The 19,523-nt window shown below is 69.8% G+C and carries 18 protein-coding genes; 13 read left to right on the top strand and 5 right to left on the bottom strand.

The genetic code is table 11. The features are described from left to right. Positions 1–50: 50 nt before the first annotated feature. Positions 51–560, top strand: a complete 510-nt coding sequence (locus tag OHA61_RS15605) for an SRPBCC domain-containing protein (RefSeq protein ID WP_406303520.1) — start codon at positions 51–53, stop codon at positions 558–560. Here the strand turns inward: OHA61_RS15605 and OHA61_RS15600 are convergent. Both OHA61_RS15600 and OHA61_RS15595 read right to left on the bottom strand, forming a co-directional pair. Next, positions 547–1,476, bottom strand: a complete 930-nt coding sequence (locus OHA61_RS15600; RefSeq protein WP_406303519.1) for an isopenicillin N synthase family dioxygenase — start codon at positions 1,474–1,476, stop codon at positions 547–549. The two genes, OHA61_RS15605 and OHA61_RS15600, sit on opposite strands and share 14 nt — an antisense overlap. Beyond that, positions 1,469–1,918 carry a nucleoside deaminase gene (locus OHA61_RS15595; RefSeq protein ID WP_406307372.1) on the bottom strand — a complete coding sequence of 150 codons (450 nt, stop codon included), beginning with the start codon at positions 1,916–1,918 and terminating at the stop codon, positions 1,469–1,471. Before OHA61_RS15595 ends, OHA61_RS15600 begins: the two co-directional genes overlap by 8 nt. A gap of 138 nt (positions 1,919–2,056) precedes the next feature. Here OHA61_RS15595 and OHA61_RS15590 point away from each other — a divergent pair, with 138 nt between their 5' ends. Beyond that, positions 2,057–3,001 carry a DMT family transporter gene (locus OHA61_RS15590; protein WP_406303517.1) on the top strand — a complete coding sequence of 315 codons (945 nt, stop codon included), beginning with the start codon at positions 2,057–2,059 and terminating at the stop codon, positions 2,999–3,001. Here the strand turns inward: OHA61_RS15590 and OHA61_RS15585 are convergent. After that, entirely contained in the window at positions 2,931–3,851 is a 921-nt protein-coding gene (locus OHA61_RS15585) for a LysR family transcriptional regulator (protein ID WP_406303516.1), read from the bottom strand. The genes OHA61_RS15590 and OHA61_RS15585 overlap by 71 nt on opposite strands. A 1-nt stretch (position 3,852) precedes the next feature. Continuing rightward, positions 3,853–4,260, bottom strand: a complete 408-nt coding sequence (locus OHA61_RS15580; protein WP_406303515.1) for a PLD nuclease N-terminal domain-containing protein — start codon at positions 4,258–4,260, stop codon at positions 3,853–3,855. An 89-nt stretch (positions 4,261–4,349) separates the two neighbouring features. Here OHA61_RS15580 and OHA61_RS15575 point away from each other — a divergent pair, with 89 nt between their 5' ends. The 8 genes from OHA61_RS15575 to OHA61_RS15540 all read left to right on the top strand — a co-directional run bounded on the left by OHA61_RS15575 (position 4,350) and on the right by OHA61_RS15540 (position 11,748). Then, the gene (locus tag OHA61_RS15575) at positions 4,350–5,801 is read left to right on the top strand and encodes a menaquinone biosynthesis decarboxylase (protein WP_361908188.1); all 1,452 of its coding nucleotides are present in this window, start codon (positions 4,350–4,352) and stop codon (positions 5,799–5,801) included. Further along, complete coding sequence (mqnP, locus tag OHA61_RS15570; RefSeq protein ID WP_406303514.1) at positions 5,798–6,700, top strand: menaquinone biosynthesis prenyltransferase MqnP; 903 nt, start codon at positions 5,798–5,800, stop codon at positions 6,698–6,700. Before OHA61_RS15575 ends, mqnP begins: the two co-directional genes overlap by 4 nt. 21 nt (positions 6,701–6,721) lie before the next feature. Then, complete coding sequence (locus OHA61_RS15565; RefSeq protein WP_361908193.1) at positions 6,722–7,387, top strand: UbiX family flavin prenyltransferase; 666 nt, start codon at positions 6,722–6,724, stop codon at positions 7,385–7,387. Positions 7,388–7,501: 114 nt separating this feature from the next. After that, positions 7,502–7,951: an Lrp/AsnC family transcriptional regulator gene (locus OHA61_RS15560; RefSeq protein ID WP_142214307.1), complete on the top strand. Its 450-nt coding sequence runs from the start codon at positions 7,502–7,504 to the stop codon at positions 7,949–7,951. 56 nt (positions 7,952–8,007) lie between these two features. Continuing rightward, on the top strand, positions 8,008–9,171 hold the full coding sequence (gene mqnE, locus OHA61_RS15555) for an aminofutalosine synthase MqnE (RefSeq protein ID WP_324982124.1): 1,164 nt from the start codon (positions 8,008–8,010) through the stop codon (positions 9,169–9,171). Positions 9,172–9,327: 156 nt separating this feature from the next. Beyond that, positions 9,328–10,857 (top strand): DUF2079 domain-containing protein, encoded by a 1,530-nt coding sequence (locus OHA61_RS15550; protein ID WP_406303513.1) that lies wholly within the window; start codon positions 9,328–9,330, stop codon positions 10,855–10,857. A gap of 9 nt (positions 10,858–10,866) precedes the next feature. Then, positions 10,867–11,391, top strand: coding sequence for a GNAT family N-acetyltransferase (locus tag OHA61_RS15545; RefSeq protein ID WP_406303512.1), 525 nt, complete (start codon positions 10,867–10,869; stop codon positions 11,389–11,391). 63 nt (positions 11,392–11,454) lie between these two features. Then, positions 11,455–11,748, top strand: coding sequence for a DUF4229 domain-containing protein (locus tag OHA61_RS15540; RefSeq protein ID WP_361908204.1), 294 nt, complete (start codon positions 11,455–11,457; stop codon positions 11,746–11,748). Positions 11,749–12,011: 263 nt separating this feature from the next. Here OHA61_RS15540 and OHA61_RS15535 read toward each other — a convergent pair whose 3' ends face one another. Next, positions 12,012–13,136 (bottom strand): glycosyltransferase, encoded by a 1,125-nt coding sequence (locus OHA61_RS15535; protein WP_406303511.1) that lies wholly within the window; start codon positions 13,134–13,136, stop codon positions 12,012–12,014. 251 nt (positions 13,137–13,387) lie between these two features. Here OHA61_RS15535 and OHA61_RS15530 point away from each other — a divergent pair, with 251 nt between their 5' ends. The 3 genes from OHA61_RS15530 (at position 13,388) to OHA61_RS15520 (ending at position 19,512) form a co-directional block, all read left to right on the top strand. Next, positions 13,388–14,257, top strand: coding sequence for a hypothetical protein (locus OHA61_RS15530; RefSeq protein WP_406303510.1), 870 nt, complete (start codon positions 13,388–13,390; stop codon positions 14,255–14,257). Between the two features lie 206 nt (positions 14,258–14,463). Then, positions 14,464–15,114 (top strand): TetR/AcrR family transcriptional regulator, encoded by a 651-nt coding sequence (locus OHA61_RS15525; RefSeq protein WP_324982143.1) that lies wholly within the window; start codon positions 14,464–14,466, stop codon positions 15,112–15,114. Between the two features lie 456 nt (positions 15,115–15,570). Further along, positions 15,571–19,512 (top strand): Pls/PosA family non-ribosomal peptide synthetase, encoded by a 3,942-nt coding sequence (locus OHA61_RS15520; protein ID WP_406303509.1) that lies wholly within the window; start codon positions 15,571–15,573, stop codon positions 19,510–19,512. Positions 19,513–19,523 lie beyond the last annotated feature (11 nt).

Here is a 19,523-nt window from a genome sequence, read left to right as displayed (position 1 = left end):
GTAGCTGCGGCGGGCGTGCACAAGCCCTGAGCCCGGGCGAGGCTGGTGCCATGGACGCGATCCGCCATGGCACCAGCGAGACCCGGGACGGCAGCATTCAGCTGCTGCGCTTCGAGCTCCGGCTGCCGCATCCGGTGGTGCGGGTCTGGGCCGCCGTCGCCACGCCGGAGGGGCTGCCGACCTGGCTCACCGCCGTGGATGTCCTCGAACCGAGGATCGGCGGGGCCATCAGGCTGCGCCGGCTCAACGCCGTGGACACCCTTGCGGCCGAGGGCCGGGTCACCGCCTGGGACATGGAGCGGGTCGCCGAGTACACCATGGATCCCTTCCGCGGCCGGATCCGCTTTCATCTCCAGGCGGCGGGCGAGAGCGTCACCGTGCTCCGGTTCACCCATGAGTTCCGGGGTACGGACGAGCACCGGCTCGACCACTTGGCGGGCTGGCACCACCACTTCGAGCTGCTCGCCGCCGCACTGGACGGGCGGCCGGTGACGGACCGGTCGACCTGGACGCCCGAGCGGTGGCAGGAGTTGCGCGAGGAGTACGTCAGCCGGCCGTGATCGCGTCGAGCTGGGCCCGCAGATAGGTGTGTGAGTCGATGCCCAGGACGTCCGTGCCCGGGTCGCACTCGTAGAAGTAGACCAGCGAGATCAGCTCCTCCGCGGGCGCGTCCGCGGGCGGTGGCAGCACCCGGTGGCGGCCCGAGCGCCAGCGGTCGCCCGTCCAGCGGGCCATCAGATCGCCGATGTTGACGGTGAAGGCCTCGGGGTCGTACGGCGCGTCCTCCCAGCCGCCCTCATCGGTGAAGACCTGGAGCCCGCCCTTGCCCGCCTGCCGGTCCAGGACCGTGACCGTGCCGAAGTCGGTGTGCGGGCCGATGCGGAACTGGCCCGGCTGCGGGTCGCCGAGCCGGTCGCGGCCCGGGTACCAGTTGATGTTGAAGCCCCAGGTGGGGTGCCCGGTGTGCCGGGTGAAGAAGGTCTCCGGCTCGCCCAGCGCGACGCCCAGGAGTCCGAGGAGCCGGTCCGACAGCTCCCGCATCTGAGCGAGATACGTCTCGACCAGGGCCTTGAGCCGCGGCGCCTCGTCCGGCCAGGTGTTGGGCAGGAACCACTCGGCGTCCACCGCGGCGTCGCCGGTCGGCTCGTCCGCCGCGAAGGACAGCGACTCCTTCAGATCCGGGGGAGACTCGGTGCCCTCCGCATAGGCGTTGGCCTCGGCGCCCGGGCCCAGCCAGCCGCGTCCGCCGACCCGCACGGCGTACCGCTCCTTCGCCGCCTCGGGCAGCCGGAAGAACTCTCCCGCCGCCTCCCGGATCCGTCCGCGCAGTCCCGGATCGACCCCATGGCCCGTGACCAGGAGGAATCCGGCGCGCTGCAGGGCGTTGTCGACCACCGACGCGACCGTGGCACGGGCGGCCGGGTCCCCGGGGGACCAGAGGCGCAGATCGATGGTGGGAATCCTGGGTTCAGTCACCGATGTCCTCGCTCCACAGTTCGGGACGTTCCCTGATGAAGTCCTCCATCAGGGTTCTGCACTCGGCGTCGTCCAACAGCACGATCTCCACGCCGTGTCCGGCCAGCCAGTCGTGCCCGCCGTGGAAGGTCGCCGCCTCGCCGATCACCACCCGGGAGATCCCGAACTGCCGGACCAGGCCGCTGCAGTACCAGCACGGCGAGAGGGTCGTCACCATGGTCGTGCCCCGGTACGAGCGTTGCCGCCCGGCCGCCCGGAAGGCGGCCGTTTCCGCGTGCATCGACGGATCGCCGTCCTGCACCCGCCGGTTGTGGCCGCGCCCCAGCAGGCTCCCGTCCGCGCCGTACAGCGCGGCCCCGATCGGGATCCCGCCCTCCGCGAGGCCGGTTCTGGCCTCCTCGACGGCCGCCCGCAGCCATGCCCCGTACCGCGCGTTCTCCATGACGCTCACATCCCGAAGCTAGCCCGGCAAGATCGACCGGACAGGACCTTAAGTCATCGGCGGCGCCGATCGGCCCATCGGCAGGACGCCCCACTGGCTCGTGGACCGGCTCCCACCTCCACTCGTAGCGTCGTGGTCATGAACACAGAGAGCAAGGGCACGCTGCAGCTGACCGCGGCCATGGTCCTGTCCGGCACGCTCGGAATCTTCGTCGTCGAATCGGGCGCCTCCGCCTTCAACGTCGTCTTCTTCCGCGTCCTGTTCGGCGCCCTGGCCCTGGGTGGCTACGCACTGGCCCGCGGCTACTTCCGCGGCCACGGCCTCACCCCGAAGAAGCTCGGACTGGCCGCGCTCGGCGGCCTGTTCATCGTCTTCAACTGGGTGCTGCTCTTCGAGTCGTACGAGAACACGTCGATCTCCGTCGCGACCGTCGTCTACCACACGCAGCCCTTCTACGTGGTGCTGCTGGGCGCCCTGCTCTTCCGTGAGCGCCTCACCGCCGCGAAGGTCGGCTGGATCGCGCTCGCGTTCGCCGGGCTGATCCTCGTCTCCGGTGTCACGCCGGGCGACTTCACGGGCGGCAACAGCACCTATCTGCTCGGCATCGGCCAGGCGCTCGCCGCCGCGCTCCTCTACGGTTTGTCGACGCTCGTCACCAAGCGCGTCACGGGGGTACGCCCGCACCTGATCGCACTCGTCCAGGTCCTCGTCGGCATCCCGCTGCTGCTGCCCCTCGCCGACTTCGGCGCCATGAGCGGGACCGGCGCCGACTGGGGCTGGCTGATCGGCCTCGGACTCATCCACACCGGCGTGATGTACGTCCTGATGTACGCCGCGTACCAGAAGCTGCCCACCGCGAAGATCGCCGTGCTCGCCTTCACCTACCCGGCCGTCGCGATGGTCGCCGACTGGGCGGTCTACGGGCACCACATCGGCCTCGTCCAGGCGCTCGGCATCCCGCTGATCGTGTTCGCCAGCCTGAAGGTCAACCTCGCCAAGTCCCCCCGTACGGTTACCGGTTCGGGTCCTCGGACCGGCTCGCCGACTCCTGCTCCCGCACCAGCCGCATCGTCTCGTCGATGAACAGCCGCACATGGCGCGGCAGCCGCTTCCCCTCCCGCCACGCGACCTGCGTGTACAGCTGGAACGGCGGCTCCCACGGCAGCGCGAGGAGCGTCCCCGACGCCAGCTCCTCGCGCACCGCCATGCGGGGCAGCAGCGCGACCCCGAGGCCGCCGGCCACACCCCGCTTGGTCGCCTCGATCGTGCCGAACTCCATGAAGGGCGGCGGAGCGCCGTTGCGTTCCCGCAGCTCCTCCTCGAAGAGGTCGCGGTACGGGCAGCCCGGCTCCGTACCCACCAGCTGGATGTCCGCGAGATCGACGGTCGCGAGCTTCGCCGCGTCGGCGAGCGGATGGGTGGGCGCACAGACCAGGGCGAGTGGTTCGGCGGTCAGCACCTCCGTCTGAAGGCCCGCGTGCTCGGTCTCCCGCTCCATCAGGAAGCCGATGTCGTACACGCCCTGGCGCAGCGCCTGGCGGGTCTCGTCCCCGAGCGTGGGGCGCAGCGACAGCCTCACCTGCGGATAGCGGTGGTGGAACAGTTCGAGCAGCGCGGGCAGCCGGTAGGAGGTCAGCGACTCCATGGTGCCGACGTTGATCGTTCCGGCGGGCTCGTCGGCGCCGGTGACGGCGACCCTGGCCTCTTCGGAGAGCTCGATGATCCGGCGTGCGTACGGCAGCAGCCGCTCGCCCGCCTCGGTGAGCCGGATGCGGCTGCCGAGCCGGTCGAAGAGCTCCGTGCCGAGAGAGGTCTCCAGCGAGCGGATCTGGCTGGTGACGCTGGACTGGGCGTACTTCAGCTCGGCCGCCGCCTGAGTGAAGCTGAGGACGGTGGCGACCTTCTCGAAGGTGACCAGCAGACGCAGTTCCATGTCAGGGCTGCTGGGGGTCGTCGCCGTTCTCGCGGCGCTTGAGCTCCTCCTCGCGGCGGCGCAGATCCGCCTCCCAGTCCTTGAGGAGCGCCTCGTCCTTCACATCTTGAGAAGGCACAGCGTCGTCCTTGAGGGACTTCAAGAAGTCCGGGTTGTCGTCGGGCGCGACGAACTCGGTGCGGTTGCGGTGCCATGCGGACGGTGTGCTGCCGCCGGCGGTGGCCTTGCGGTCCCTGCCCGCGGCGAGCCACGCGATCGGGCCGATCAGGACCTCGCCGAAGAGCAGCACGATGATGACCCAGACCACCTTCGGGAGGTGCTTGACCTCCTGCTCGGGGGTGTTGAGGCAGTCGATGAAGGCGTAGATCCACAGCGCCAGGACCAGCAGGAAGGGCAGATACCGGAGCATGGTGGTGCGTTCCCCCCGGGGAGCGGTGGCGGGGCTGCTTGGGGCCCCGGTGACAGGCCAAGCCTAGTCCTTGCCCGATACTGGACGGCATGGCTTACGACGATCTTCGCTCCCTGCTCCGGGCGCTGGAGCGCGAGGGTGACCTCAAGCGCATCAAGGCCGAAGTCGACCCGTATCTGGAGGTCGGGGAGATCGTCGACCGGGTGAACAAGGCGGGCGGTCCGGCGCTCCTGTTCGAGAACGTCCGCGGGTCGGCGATGCCGCTCGCGATGAACGTCTTCGGCACCGACCGCAGGCTGCTCAAGGCCCTCGGCCTGAAGTCCTACTCCGAGATCAGCGACAAGATCGGCGGGCTGCTCAAGCCCGAGCTGCCGCACGGCTTCGTCGGGGTCCGCGAGGCCTTCGGCAAGCTGGGCACGATGGTCCACGTACCGCCGAAGAAGGTGAAGGACGCGCCGGTGCAGGAGGTCGTCCTGCGCGGTGACGACGTCGATCTCGACCAGCTGCCCGCGCTGTTCACCTGGCCCCAGGACGGCGGCTCCTTCTTCAACCTGGGTCTGACCCACACCAAGCACCCGGAGACGGGCGTGCGCAACCTCGGTCTGTACCGCCTTCAGCGGCACGACCGGAACACCATCGGCATGCACTGGCAGATCCACAAGGACAGCCGCAACCACTACCAGGTGGCGGCCAAGCGCGGCGAGCGGCTGCCGGTCGCGATCGCCTTCGGCTGCCCGCCCGCGGTGACCTACGCGTCGACCGCGCCGCTGCCCGGCGACATCGACGAGTACCTCTTCGCGGGCTTCGTGTCGGGCAAGCGCATCGAGATGGTCGACTGCAAGACGGTGCCGCTCCAGGTCCCGGCGAACGCCGAAGTCGTCCTGGAGGGCTGGCTGGAGCCGGGCGAGATGCTTCCGGAGGGTCCCTTCGGCGACCACACCGGCTTCTACACGCCCCAGGAGCCCTTCCCCGCGCTGACCATCGACTGCGTGACCATGCGCAGGCGGCCGCTGCTCCAGTCGATCGTGGTGGGCCGCCCGCCGACTGAGGACGGACCGCTCGGCCGTGCCACGGAACGGTTCTTCCTGCCCCTGCTCAAGATCATCGTGCCCGACATCGTGGACTACCACCTGCCCGAGTCGGGTGGTTTCCACAACTGCGCGATCGTCTCGATCGACAAGAAGTACCCGAAGCACGCGCAGAAGGTCATGCACGCCATCTGGGGCGCCCACATGATGTCCCTGACGAAACTGATCGTCGTCGTCGACGCGGACTGCGACGTGCACGATCTGCACGAGGTCTCCTGGCGCGCGCTCGGCAACACCGACTACGCCCGCGATCTGACCGTCGTGGAGGGCCCGGTCGACCATCTCGACCACGCCTCGTACCAGCAGTTCTGGGGCGGCAAGGCGGGCATCGACGCGACGAGGAAACTCCCCGAGGAGGGGTACGTCCGGGACGGCGGCTGGCCGGACATGGTCGAGTCGGACCCGGATACGGCGGCGAAGGTCGACCGCCGGTGGAAGGAGTACGGCCTGTGAGCAGCGCTGCCGCAGCAGTCCCGCAACCCGGCAGGACCAAGTCGTTTCTGCGGCTCGTCATGATCGAGCACTCGGTCTTCGCGCTGCCCTTCGCGTACATCGCCTCGCTGACCGCGATGTTCCAGTTCGACCGGAACATCCACTGGGGGCGGCTGCTGCTGGTCACCCTCGCCATGATCGGGCTGCGGACCTTCGCGATGGCCTGCAACCGGATCATCGACCGCGAGATCGACGCCCGCAATCCGCGTACCGAGAACCGTGAACTGGTGACGGGCGCGGTGTCGGTGCGGTCGGCCTGGACCGGCGCGCTGATCGCCGTCGTCGTCTTTCTGGGTGCGGCGGCCGCGCTCAATCCGCTGTGCCTCGCGCTCGCGCCGATCGCCGTGATCCCGATGGTGGTCTATCCGTACGGCAAGAGGTTCACGAACTTCCCGCATGTCATCCTCGGCCTCGCCCAGGCCATGGGCCCGGTCGGCGCGTGGATCGCGATCACCGGCGCGTGGTCCTGGGACTCGGTGGTCCTCGGTCTTGCCGTGGGCGTCTGGATCGGCGGCTTCGACCTGATCTTCGCCTGCCAGGACGTGCAGGCGGACCGCGCGCACGGCGTGATGTCGGTCCCGGCCCGCTTCGGCGTCCCGGCCGCGCTGTACGGGGCCCGGGCCGCGCATCTCGTGACGACCGTTCTGCTGGTCTGGTACGCGCTGGCCACCGAGGCGGGCGGATTCTTCTGGACCGGTCTGCTGATCGTCGCCGCCGCGTTCCTCTACGAGCACACGATCGTGAAGCCGCACGACCTGTCCCGTCTCAACCGCGCCTTCTTCACCGTCAACGGCTTCATCGGCATCGCCCTGTTCGGGTGCGCGCTGCTCGATCTGCTGGTGCGCGGCCTGACGGTGTGACCGGCGGATAGGCTCAGCGGCATGAACGAGGCCAAGCGCACCCCCTGGTTGGTGGGCGTCTCCGGCGCGTCCGGGACGCCGTACGCCGCCGCCGTGCTGCGCGGGCTGCTCGCCGCCGGCGAGAGCGTGGACCTGGTGGTCAGCCGGGCCTCACGGCTGACGCTGCTCGACGAGACGGGGATCGCCTTCCGTGACGCGCACTGGCGCGAGGATCTGCGGGAGTGGCTGGCGCGCGGGGCGGACGGAAAGCCGGGCACCTTCCGGGTGGACGTCGATGACGTACGGCACTGGGCTGCCGGGGATCTGGCCGCCGGGCCCTCCTCGGGTTCGTATCCCGTCAAGGGGATGCTCATCGTCCCGGCGTCCACGGCGTGCGTGGCCGGAGTCGCGCTCGGGCTCTCGAAGGATCTGCTGCAGCGGGCCGCGAGCGTGACGCTCAAGGAGCGGCGGAAGCTGGTGGTCGCGGTGCGCGAGACCCCGCTGAACGGGCAGACCCTGAGGCATCTGGTGACACTGGACGAGGCGGGTGCGGTGGTGCTCCCGGCCTCTCCGGCGTTCTACGCGGGGGCGACGCACATTCAGGATCTGGTGGACTTCGTGGCGGGACGGGTGCTGGACGCGGCGGGGGTGCCGCATCGGCTGTACCGCCGTTGGGAGGGTGAGCTGGGTGGCCCTCGTACGGACTGACCAGGGCCGGCACCTCACGCTTGATTTGTGTAATTCGTAGGAATTTCGCGCTGCGCACCTTAGATTCGCATGTTAGAATTGCGGAATCGCTGAATAATGGAAGGGTCCAGGCATATGGACGCGGTGGACAGGCAGCTCATCCAGGCCCTCAGGGAGAACGGCAGGGCCTCGTACGCGGAGCTCGGCCGGCTCGTCGGGCTCTCGGGGCCCTCCGTCACCGATCGCATCAACCGCCTCGAGGCGGCGGGCGTCATCACCGGCTATCGCGCCACGGTCGACGCCAGGTCGCTCGGCCTCGGCGTCACGGCTCTGATCGGTCTCTCGCTCTCGGACGCGGCCGACCACGAGGACGTGGCGCGCCGGCTCAAGGACCTGGCCGAGATCGAGGACCTCTGGTTCATCGCGGGCGACGACTCGTACATGCTCAAGGTGCGGGCGAACGACGTGGACGGTCTGGAGAAGACGATCCGCAGGCTTTCCGGCACGAGGGGAGTGTCGCGTACGCGTACGACGATCGTGCTCTCCACGAAGTGGGAGAACCGGGTCGGAGATCTGCCCGAGTAGGCAGGGGCGTACCTTGGGTGGGGCCTGTTGACGAATCGTATGGGAGGCGGCCGTACATGGACGTGGGGCTCAAGCGCGAGCTGGAGGAGAAGGTCCGTTCCGGGGAGCGGCTGACCCGCGAGGACGGCATCGCCCTCTACGAGTCGGACGACCTGGCGTGGCTCGGCGGCCTCGCGCACGAGGTGCGGACGCGCAAGAACGGTGACGTCGTCCACTTCAACGTCAACCGGCACCTCAACATGACCAACGTGTGCACCGCGTCGTGCGCGTACTGCTCCTTCCAGCGCAAGCCGGGCGAGAAGGACGCGTACACGATGCGCATCGAGGAGGCCGTCCGCCTCGCCAAGGCGATGGAGGGCGAGAACCTCACCGAGCTGCACATCGTCAACGGGCTCCACCCCAACCTGCCGTGGCGCTACTACCCGCGGTCGCTCAGCGAGCTGAAGAAGGCCCTCCCGAACGTCTCGCTGAAGGCCTTCACGGCGACCGAGATCCACCACTTCGAGACGATCTCCGGGCTGTCCGCCTCCGAGATCCTCGACGAGCTCATCGAGGCCGGTCTGGAGTCACTGACCGGCGGCGGCGCCGAGATCTTCGACTGGGAGGTCCGGCAGCACATCGTCGACCACCGCACCCACTGGGAGGACTGGTCGCGCATCCACCGGCTCGCGCACCAGAAGGGTCTCAAGACCCCGTGCACGATGCTGTACGGCCACATCGAGGAGCCCAGGCACCGGGTCGACCACGTCCTGCGCCTGCGTGAACTCCAGGACGAGACCGGCGGCTTCCAGGTCTTCATCCCCCTGCGCTACCAGCACGACTTCGTGGACATGCAGGACGGCAAGGTGCGCAACCGCCTTCAGGCGCGCACCACCATGGCGACCGGAGCCGAGGCGCTGAAGACCTTCGCGGTCTCGCGGCTGCTGTTCGACAACGTCCAGCACGTCAAGGTCTTCTGGGTGATGCACGGTGTGCAGACCGCTCAGCTGGCGCTGCAGCACGGCGCGGACGACATGGACGGCTCGGTCGTCGAGTACAAGATCACGCACGACGCGGACAACTACGGCACGCCGAACAAGCTGACGCGTGACGACCTGCTCGACCTGATCCGCGACGCCGGTTTCCGCCCGGTGGAGCGGAACACGCGGTACGAGGTCATCCGGGAGTACCCGGGGCCGGACGCGGACCGCCGCGAGTCGCCGCAGCCGATGCGGGTCTGACGCCGGCCTGAGGCTGCGCCCCGGGCACGGACGTTTCTGAATTCGCCCGGGCGCGCGGCCATTCGGGGGATTCTTACCACACGGCAGTTTGCTCAGAGTCAAGTCTTCCTGGTTGCTGGCATCTTGATGGCCACTCAGCCTCAGCTTCTGGAAGGCATGGCCATGCAAGCATTCCCCACCAGCGGCACCACTCTGCCATCGCAGCAATCGGAATTCGACAAACAGTCGTCGGCGGAGACGGTTCATGAAAGGCGCTCCGGCGTCGCATGGTGGATGTGGGTCCTGGCGGGAGCGCTGTTTCTCCTTTACACGGCGCTGTCCCTGCGTATCCATCAGCGGATGCTCTCCAACAGCTACGACCTGGGAATCTTCGAGCAGGTCGTCCAGTCCTACGCGCACGGCCACCTGCCCGTCGCTGAACTGAAGGGTCCGGACTTTCCCGTCCTGGGGGACCATTTCTCCCCCATTCTGGCCCTGGTGGCACCGCTCTATTGGCTGTGGCCGTCGCCGGGCACCCTGCTCGTGACGCAGGCGGCGCTGATCGCCGTGAGCGTTCTGCCCCTCACCGTCTGGGCAAAGCGAACGCTGGGCTCCCTGGCCGCCGCGGTCATCGGTGTCTGCTACGGCCTTTCCTGGGGGGTCGCGACCGCGGTCGGCTTCGACTTCCATGAAGTGGCCTTCGCCGTCCCCCTCCTCGCCTTTTCGCTGACGGCTCTCGCGAACAACCGGCCGCGCGCCGCGGCGTACTGGGCTCTTCCCCTGCTGCTGGTGAAGGAAGACCTCGGGCTCACGGTGGCCGTGATCGGTCTCGTCATCGCCCTGCGCGGCAACCGCAGACTAGGGATCATCACCGCGTCGGCCGGTCTGGCCGGGACCGTGCTTGCGCTGCTGGTGATTCTCCCGGCTGTCAACCCGACCGGTTCCTTTGCCTATTGGTTCTACCTGGACAGCCCGGCAGGAAGTGCAGGCGGACCGGCAGATCAGCTCTACAAGTACACGGTCGGTCTCATCACGCCCCAGGCCAAGATGTCGACTCTTGTGCTCGTACTGGCTCCGACTCTCTTCCTGGCTCTGCGATCGCCGCTGCTGTGGATCGCGCTGCCGACTCTGCTCTGGCGCGGCGCCTCGGGCAACGCGGCTCACTGGGGCACCCAGTTCCACTATTCGCTGGTGCTGATGCCGATCGTCTTCGCGGCATTCATCGACGCTCTGGTCCGACGGCGCTCCAGTGCGAGCAGTCTGCGCCGCTATCTCGTGGGCTGTGCCGCGATCACCGTCCTGCTGCTTCCGCAGTTTCCGCTGTGGCAGCTGGTCCAGCCGGCCACCTGGCGGACCGATCCCCGTATCGCTGTCGCCCACCGTCTGATGGATCAGATCCCCGACGGCGCCACGGTCCAGGCGTCCAGTCATCTGGTGCCCCAGCTCACCAGGCGCACGAGCGTCAGCCTGTACGGCTGGCCCGCGAGCCGCCCCCTTCCCGAGTGGATCATGGTGGACACCCGGGTGCCGGCGGAGCGGCGATGGCCTCTGTCAGCCGGACAGGAGAAGTTCAAACTGGACGGCGCGCTGCGCAAGGGATACCGCACCGTGGCTTACGAGGATGGCTTCGTCCTGCTCAAAAGCCCGGGCGGACCCGGCGTTCCGGGGAGCGAGCCCGGCGTGAACGGCCTTCCGCGTAATGGATAACCTTCCTGCATGTCCCTTATGTTCGAGCTGGATCCGCCGGTCGACCGCGCGCTGCGGGACGGGGTCGTAGCGCTCTGGGCCGAGGTGTCCAATGCCGGGGGCGCCGTCGGATTCGTGCCGCCCGTGGACGAGGAGACCGTACGGCCCGAGTTCGTGAAGCATCTGGCCTCGATGGCCGAGGGCCGCACCCGGCTGCTGGTGGGGTACGACGAGGAAGGCGCCGTAGCGGCCACCGCCTTCCTCACGTACAACACCCACCGGCTGATGCGCCACTGGGTGTGGCTGTACACGGTCATGGTCCATCCCCGCCACCAGGGAGCGGGCTACGGCCGCGAGCTGATGGCGGCCGTGGCGGAAGCGGCCCGCGGCTTCGAGGGCATAGACGCGATACGGCTCACCTGCCGCGGCGGGATCGGCGTCGACCGCTTCTACGCCGCGTGCGGCTACAAGGAGGTCGGGCGGGTGCCCGGTGCGATCCGGGTGGCCGAGGGCGACGACCGCGACGACATCATCATGCTGCTCCCGCTGAATTGATCCCATAGCGGACGTGCTTCACTGGACGGGCACTACCTGTCGTAAGAAGAGAGAAGGCCCGCCGTGTCCGCCAAGTCGAGCGCCGCGATCCGGTACACCACCCTGCGCCTGGCGATCTTCATCGGCTGCTTCGTTGTCGTCGGCGGCCTGGTCCAGGTCGGCGCCCTGCCCAAGGGGCTCGGCGACTCGAACTTCGTCTGGGTGGTCCTGCTCGCGCTCGTGCTGTCCGCGCCGCTGAGCTTCGTACTGCTGCGCAAGCAGCGTGACGCGATGTCCGAGCAGATCGCCGGCAAGGTCGACAGGACCAAGGCCCGTCTCGAGGCGAACCGGTCGCAGGAGGACGGCGCCGTTCAGTAGGGCCGCGCGGCCGTGTCCGGCCGATCTTGCCGGGTTCGCGTGCCCTGGCACGCACTCCCCCGTAGCCCTTCGGGCACGGGAGGTGCCCCCCATGCCGCGTTGCGTCAGTCGCCGACGCTCCGCGTCGGCTCTCCCCCTGCCTTCGGTTGGGGGACCCCCATCCTCCGGCCTGCGATCGCACGCACCGCAGTGACATCAGCCGCTCCGCGGCGGGCCGCTCACTGATCCGGCCTGATCGACGGGACAGGGCCTGGCCGGTGTGGTCACACACCCCTGCGGGAGCCTCGCGCCCGGCCGGGGCGTTGCCGTCCCACCGCCTTTTCCGGCGTGAGGCGCCGCTGGGCGAATCCTCGGTTCGTGAGGGTCTGCTCCCGATAGGACTCCGGCAGGTCGGGCATCGCCAGCAGACGGTTGCAGGCCTGGAGCGAGGCGGCCATGTCGCCCACCCAGTAGGCCGTGATCGAGTACTCGAACAGCAGTCCCCAGCGGTACACCCACGGATGGATGAAGAGGATGTCGTCCGGCTGCTTCCTGCCGAGCCCGGCAAGGAGGATCGCGTGCGCGGTGTGATGTCGGCCCTGGCTGCGCAGCCGTGAGGACAGTTCGTAACACGCTTCGAGCCGCTGCGGGCGCGACTCCCAGGCGCGGGAGAGGGTGTCCATGGCAGCGGGCCAGTCACCGGAATCCGCCCGGAGGATCCCGGCCTGCAGCAGCGAGTAGTACACCTCCTCGCCCCAGCCCCCCATCTCCGCGCGGCGCTCGTACAGGGTGATCGCCTCGTCGGCCCTGCCCATGTCGCGCATGGTCTGCGCCAGGTAGAAGACCGTGCGCCCGTTGGCGGGGTCGCGCTCCATCTCGGCGCTCAGCAGACGTGCGTCGCGCTCGAACTTGTCGTGCCGTGAGCCGCCGTCGGCGTAGTCCTCGATGACGAGTGCGTCGAGGTTCTCCTGGTTATCGCGCCGGTCGGCGGTGAGGTACTCGTGGGTGACGCCCTCGTAGCGCCAGGGCAGGTCGCCGCGGACGAGGCGCTTGATGCGGTACTCGGTCGCGCTCTCGTGGCGCAGCATGTACGCCTCAGCGGTGAGACGAGGCAGCGGGCCGTCCTGGCGGATCACATGGTCCGCGTCGAGGAGGAGCAGATACTCGGCCTTGCCGCGGGCGTGCTGGATGTTCAGGCTCCGGTTGTGGCCGAAGTTGACCCAGGGCTCCTCGTGGAGCTCGCCCGGGATGCCCTGCAGCGCCCCGCGGATCAACTCCTGGGTTCCGTCGGTCGAGCCGGTGTCGGAGATCACCCAGGTGTCAATGAGGTCTTGTACGGAGGCGAGGCATCGTTCGATGACTTTCGCCTCGTTCTTGACGATCATGCACAGGCACACGGTCGGCTTCACGGCATCACCATTTCCGGCGGGTCTCTCCGGCGGCGACCTTAGGCACCGGACCCGGCGGCGCGGTCACGGCACGCCGACGACTGTGCCGTTCCCTACCGCGTACACAGCCATTGGTGTGCTACTCGTACGCCATTGCGTTGATAGCTTCGCGATGCTCTCAAGGACGTTGCGTCCGCGAACCGATGATGTCGAAGGAGGCTCGAACTGGCTTCCAGAGTCTCACTCGAACTGGTTCAAGAAGGAGCACCTGTATGAGTCCTGAGAACAGGACCAAGTCCTCTCTGGGTCCGCTTCCGAAGCGGCGTGCCTGGCTGGTCGGCGGCACGATGGCGTCGCTCGCCCTCGTGGTTTCGGGTATGGCGGCCCCCGGGATCGCCATGGCGCAGAGCGCCAAGGCGCCCACGTCCGTGTCCGGCCCGTCGGGTGTGGGCTGTGACGACGTCACGGAGAAGTCGGTAATGGGCGGCCGCGACTGCGGGCCCACCGGGCCCACCGGCCGTCGCGGTCCCACCGGGCCCACCGGCCCCACCGGTCCGACGGGTCCGGCCGGCCTTGACGGTCTTGACGGTGCGACCGGTCCCACGGGTCCGGCCGGCCTTGACGGTGCGACCGGTCCGACGGGTCCGGCTGGTCTTGACGGTCTTGACGGTGCGACCGGTCCGACGGGTCCGACCGGTGACACGGGTCCCTGCAGCGACATCGACACCTACAACCCCCTCGTGGTCGACCCGCTCAGCACCCACCAGGTGAGCGCCGCGCTCATCGACGGGGTCGCCTTCGCCGGTATCCGGACGGTTCCCGGGGGCGTCTACGACTGGGAGAACATCAGCAACACCCCGCTCGGCGGCTTCCCGGTGGACGCCTGCGCCATCTCGGTGGCCAGCAACGGAGCGGTGAACACCGCCTCGGTCCAGGTGCTCACCGAGGGCGGGGACGTGTACGAGACCGAGTGCACCCTGACCTTCGGGCTCCCTGTGGCTCCGTTCACGCCCCCGAGCCTTGCGTGCACCGAGGTGTGGGACCCGCAGGTGTCGCCCGAACTCGCCCCGGCTGCCAGTGGTTCGAGCAGCTCGGGCCTGATGGGCGTCGTTCCGAGCGAAAAGGGCAGGAAGCACTCCTGACCCCGGGTAGTGGTCTTGGCCCGGTGGCAGTCCTGACCGAGCCGAGATCGTGACGACGCGTGCTGTGCCCGTTTTCCGGGTGCAGCACGCGTCTCCTCGTGCGGCGAGCGCGGTGTTCGCCGGCTGCGCGGGGGCCAGGCGCTCGAACTCCGCGGTGGCCGTAGGCTTACCGCGGACTTGGGGTGTGGGGCGGGAGGATGTTTGACATGGGTGCTGTGAAAGGCGCGAAGGCCAAACGCATGCCGCGTGCCGTCCGCGAGCGGCAGATGATGGACGCGGCAGTGCAGACCTTCGGGCGGCGCGGCTACCGTGCGGCCTCCATGGATGAGATCGCGGAGCTCGCGGGGGTCTCCAAGCCGCTCGTCTATCTGTACCTGAATTCCAAGGAAGAGCTCTTCACGGCGTGCATCAGACGTGAGGCGGACGCGCTGATCGCCGCTGTACAGGCGGCCGTCGAGCCGGGGCTCGCGGCGGACCGGCAACTGTGGGCGGGACTCGCGGCCTTCTTCACGCACACCGCCGAGAATCCTTACGGCTGGGCGGTGCTGCACCGTCAGGCGCGTACGCACGGGGAGCCGTTCGCCGCGGATGTGGCGGTGATGCGGGACGCGATCGTGGCGGTGGTGACCGGGCTGATCGGTGCCGCGGCCCGTGAGGCGCACCGGGATCAGGAGCTCGCGGACCGCGATGTGGCCGGGCTCGCTCAGGCACTGGTGGGGGCGGCCGAATCGCTCGCCGGGTGGGCGAACGAAGCGGAGGACGTCTCGGCGAAGGAAGCGGCCGGGACGCTGATGAACTTCGCCTGGATGGGACTGGGAAATCTGATGCGCGGGGAGAGCTGGTCGCACTCCCGCTGAGCCGTGTCGGGATCAGTCCCGCGAGGTGCGACCGTCAGGCAGGTTGCTCGAGAGTAAGGGCGCCGTTCGAGAGTGGTGCCCCGGCCTCCGGCGGGGCGGTCGGAGCCGTTTCGGACGGTGAGCAAACGGTGACTGACGAGTGCCCTTCGCCACAGTCGGGCGGCCGGGGACGCCCCGGGTACCCGTCGGTAGATCAGTGGCAGCGCCCCGCGTGAGCAGGTGCTATGCCGTCTTGGCGGCTCTCCGGCCGGTCGGCGGGACCCGTTCGCCTCTCGCCCATACAACAGGCGAGTCGGGTGAACGAGGGATAAACTCCTCGTTTGCCGTGCGCGGAATGGGGATTCGCAGCGCACTCGACACGACCTACGGAGAGTGAGAGATGCGTACGAACCTGTGTGACATCCACCGGATCGGACCTGATCCGAGCGACCTGTCGGCCGGCGATCGGTGCGCTGCATGACTATGGCCCCTCAGTCGCCGACTCTTCTCGATCCGCTGCTCGACGCCGCGCCCGCGACCGCGCTGTTCACCGCCGGCGCCGCCGCCCGCGAGCGCACCCTCCTCGACATTCTCGACGAGAGCGCACGCCGTCACCCGGATGCCCTCGCCGTCGACGACGGCGAAGCGCCCCTCAGCTACAGCGCGCTCCTCGACGAGGTCGAGGGACTGCGAGCCCGCCTCTGCGACGCCGGAATCGGCATCGGCGACCGTGTCGGCGTACGGGTGCCGTCCGGCACCGCCGACCTGTACGTCTCGATCCTCGCCGTCCTCGCGGCGGGCGCTGCCTATGTGCCGGTCGACGCCGAGGACCCCGACGAGCGGGCCGAGCTCGTCTTCACCGAGGCCGCCGTGAGCGCCGTCATCGGCGCGGGCCGCGAGATCACGCCGCTCGGATCCTGCGGCGGCGACACCGGCCGCCGGCCGGGGCCCGGCGACGACGCGTGGATCATCTTCACCTCCGGTTCCACCGGAAAGCCCAAGGGCGTCGCCGTCACGCACCGCAGCGCGGCCGCGTTCGTCGACGCCGAGGCCCGCCTCTTCCTGGCCCAGGAGCCGCTCGCCCCCGGCGACCGCGTGCTCGCGGGGCTCTCTGTCGCCTTCGACGCCTCCTGCGAGGAGATGTGGCTCGCGTGGCGGCACGGCGCCTGCCTGGTGCCCGCCCCCCGCTCCCTCGTACGCACCGGCCTTGACCTCGGCCCCTGGCTGATCGAGCAGGGCATCACCGTCGTGTCGACCGTGCCCACGCTCGCGGCGCTCTGGCCCGCCGAGGCGCTCGACGACGTACGGCTGCTGATCTTCGGCGGCGAGGCCTGCCCGCCCGAGCTGGCCGAGCGGATGGCCGTCCCTGGCCGGGAGGTCTGGAACACCTACGGCCCGACCGAGGCCACCGTCGTCGCCTGCGCTGCACCGCTGACCGGCGAGGGGCCGGTACGGATCGGGCTGCCGCTCGACGGCTGGGAGCTCGCCGTCGTGGACGCCCGCGGCGAGGTCGTGCCCATGGGCGAGACCGGCGAACTGGTCATTGGCGGCGTGGGCCTCGCCCGCTACCTGGACGCCGAGAAGGACGCCGAGAAGTACGCGCCCCTGCCCGTCCTCGGCTGGGACCGCGCCTACCGCAGCGGCGACCTGGTCAAGGCGGAGGCGGAGGGCCTGCTCTTCATGGGCCGCGCGGACGAGCAGATCAAGCTCGGCGGCCGCCGTATCGAACTCGGCGAGATCGACTCCGCGCTGCAGTCGCTCCCGGGCATCGCCGGCGCGGCGGCGGCGGTCCGTACGACGGGCGCGGGGCATCAGCTGCTGGTGGGGTACGTGGTCCCGAGCGCCCCTGAGCAGGACGCCGCCCCGGACGCCGACGACGTGGTTCCGCGCGCGCTGCCCTTCGACACCGTGGCCTTCGACCCCGCCGACGCCGTCGCGCGGCTCCGCAAGGAGCTGCCCGCCGCGCTCGTGCCACTGCTCGCCGTCGTGGACACCCTTCCGACCCGGACCTCGGGCAAGGTCGACCGGGCCGCACTGCCCTGGCCGCTGCCCGCCGCGGAGAGGGCGGAAGAGGAAACGGCCCGGTTCACCGAGACCGAGGCGTGGCTGGCCGAGCAGTGGACCGAGCTGCTCGGAGCACCGGTGAGCGGGCCCGACGCCGACTTCTTCGCGAGCGGTGGCGGCTCTCTCGCCGCCGCCCAGCTCGTGTCGCGGATTCGCGAGCGGTTCGCCGCCGGATCCGTCGGCGACATCTACCAGAACCCCACCCTCGGCGCGCTCGCCCGGACCCTGGAGGCATCCTCCGCGGGCAGGGACGACGCACGCGACGTCAAGCCGGTGCCGCGCCGCACAGGAATCGCGCAGACACTGCTCATGCTGCCGCTGTTCGGCGTGACAGGGCTGCGCTGGGGCGTGGTCGCCGCCGCCGTCGGCAATGTGATCGGCGGGCCCTGGGCCCCGACCGTGTCCTGGTGGTGGGTGGCGCTCGGATGGCTGCTCTTCGTCAGCCCGGTCGGCAAGATCGTGATCGCCGCGGGCGGTGCGCGGCTGCTGCTGCGGGGCATGCGCCCGGGTACGTATCCGCGCGGCGGCCGTGTCCATCTGCGCCTGTGGACCGCGGAACGCCTCGCCGAGATGAGCGGCGCGACCAGCCTCGCGGGCGCCTGGCTCACCTACTACGCACGCGCTCTCGGCGTCCGGATCGGCGAGGACGTCGATCTGCACGCCCTGCCGCCGGTGACCGGCATGCTGCGGCTCGGCAAGGGCAGCGCCGTCGAGCCCGAGGCCGATCTGTCCGGGCACTGGCTCGACGGCGACCGGCTGCACATCGGCTCCATCCGGATCGGCGCGGGAGCCACGGTCGGCGCCCGCAGCACACTCTTCCCCGGCGCACGCATCGGCAAGCGCGCCGAGATCGCGCCCGGATCGGGCGTGACCGGCACCGTCCCTGCGGGCGAGCGCTGGTCTGGCGTGCCCGCCACCCGCAAGGGCAAGGCCAACCGCCGTCTCCCCGACGGCCGCCCGCCCCGCAGGCGCCGCTGGATCGGCCTCTACTCGCTGACCTCGCTGCTCCTCGGGCTGCTGCCCGCGGTCGCGGCGCTTCCGGGTCTGCTCGTCATCGGCCTGTTCGTACGCGGCAGCGCGGATCTCGGCGAGGCGCTGACCGCCGCCCTGACCGCCGTACCGCTCGCGACCGTCGTCGCGATGGTCACGTACGCACTGATCGTCCTCGCCGGTGTGCGGCTGCTCAGCATCGGCCTGCGCGAGGGCTATTACCCCGTCCACGGCCGGGTCGCCTGGCAGGCATGGGCGACGGAACGGCTGATGGACATGGCCCGGGTGCATCTCTTCCCGCTGTACGCGAGCCTGTTCACGCCGGTGTGGCTGCGGGCGCTGGGCATGAAGGTGGGCCGCGGGGTCGAGGCGTCGACCGTGCTGGCGCTGCCCGCGATGACGACGGTCGGCGACGGCGCGTTCCTCGCCGACGACACGATGGTCGCCTCGTACGAACTGGGCGGCGGCTGGCTGCGGATCGCCGAGGCGCGGATCGGCAAGAAGGCCTTCCTCGGCAACTCCGGGATGACGGCCGCCGGCCGCTCCGTGCCCAAGCGGGGTCTGGTCGGCGTGCTGTCGTCGACCCCGAAGCGCGCCAAGGCGGGCAGTTCCTGGCTCGGCATGCCGCCGATGAAGCTGCCCCGGGCGGCCGAAGCGGGCGACCAGAGCCGTACCTTCGACCCGCCGAAGCGGCTGATGTGGGCGCGCGCGGCCGTCGAGGTCTGCCGGGTCGTGCCTGTCATGTGCGGCGTGGCGCTCGCCGTCCTCGTGCTCGCGGCCTTCGCGCTGGTGGCCTCCCGCGTCGGCGTCGGCCTCGCGGTGCTGTCCACCGGCGGGCTGCTGCTCGCCGGCGGCCTGGTGGCCTGCCTGGTGGCCATCGCGGCGAAGTGGCTGCTGGTGGGCCGTTTCAAGGCGGTCGAGCACCCGCTGTGGTCGTCGTTCGTGTGGCGCAACGAGCTCGCGGACACCTTTGTCGAGGTGCTCGCGGTGCCGTGGCTCATCGGCGCGACCGGCGGCACACCGCTGATGAACCTGTGGCTGCGCTCGCTCGGCGCCCGCATCGGCCGCGGCGCCTGGTGCGAGACGTACTGGCTGCCGGAGGCCGACCTGGTCAGCGTGGGCGGCGGTGCCAGCGTGAATCGTGGCTGTGTTGTTCAGACGCACCTCTTCCATGACCGGATCATGCGTATGGACAATGTCGTCCTCGGAGCCGGCGCGACGCTGGGCCCGCACGGCATCGCGCTGCCCGGCGCGGTGATCGGCGACCGCGCCGCGGTCGGTCCGGCGTCGCTGGTGATGCGTGGGGAGCGGGTGCCCGCGGGCACCCGCTGGCTGGGCAATCCGATCGCGGCCTGGAAGCCGTAGCCCAGAATCAG

This window comes from Streptomyces sp. NBC_00885 (assembly GCF_045207475.1).
GTDB lineage: Bacteria > Actinomycetota > Actinomycetes > Streptomycetales > Streptomycetaceae > Streptomyces.
This window is presented reverse-complemented; position numbering and strand designations above follow the sequence as displayed.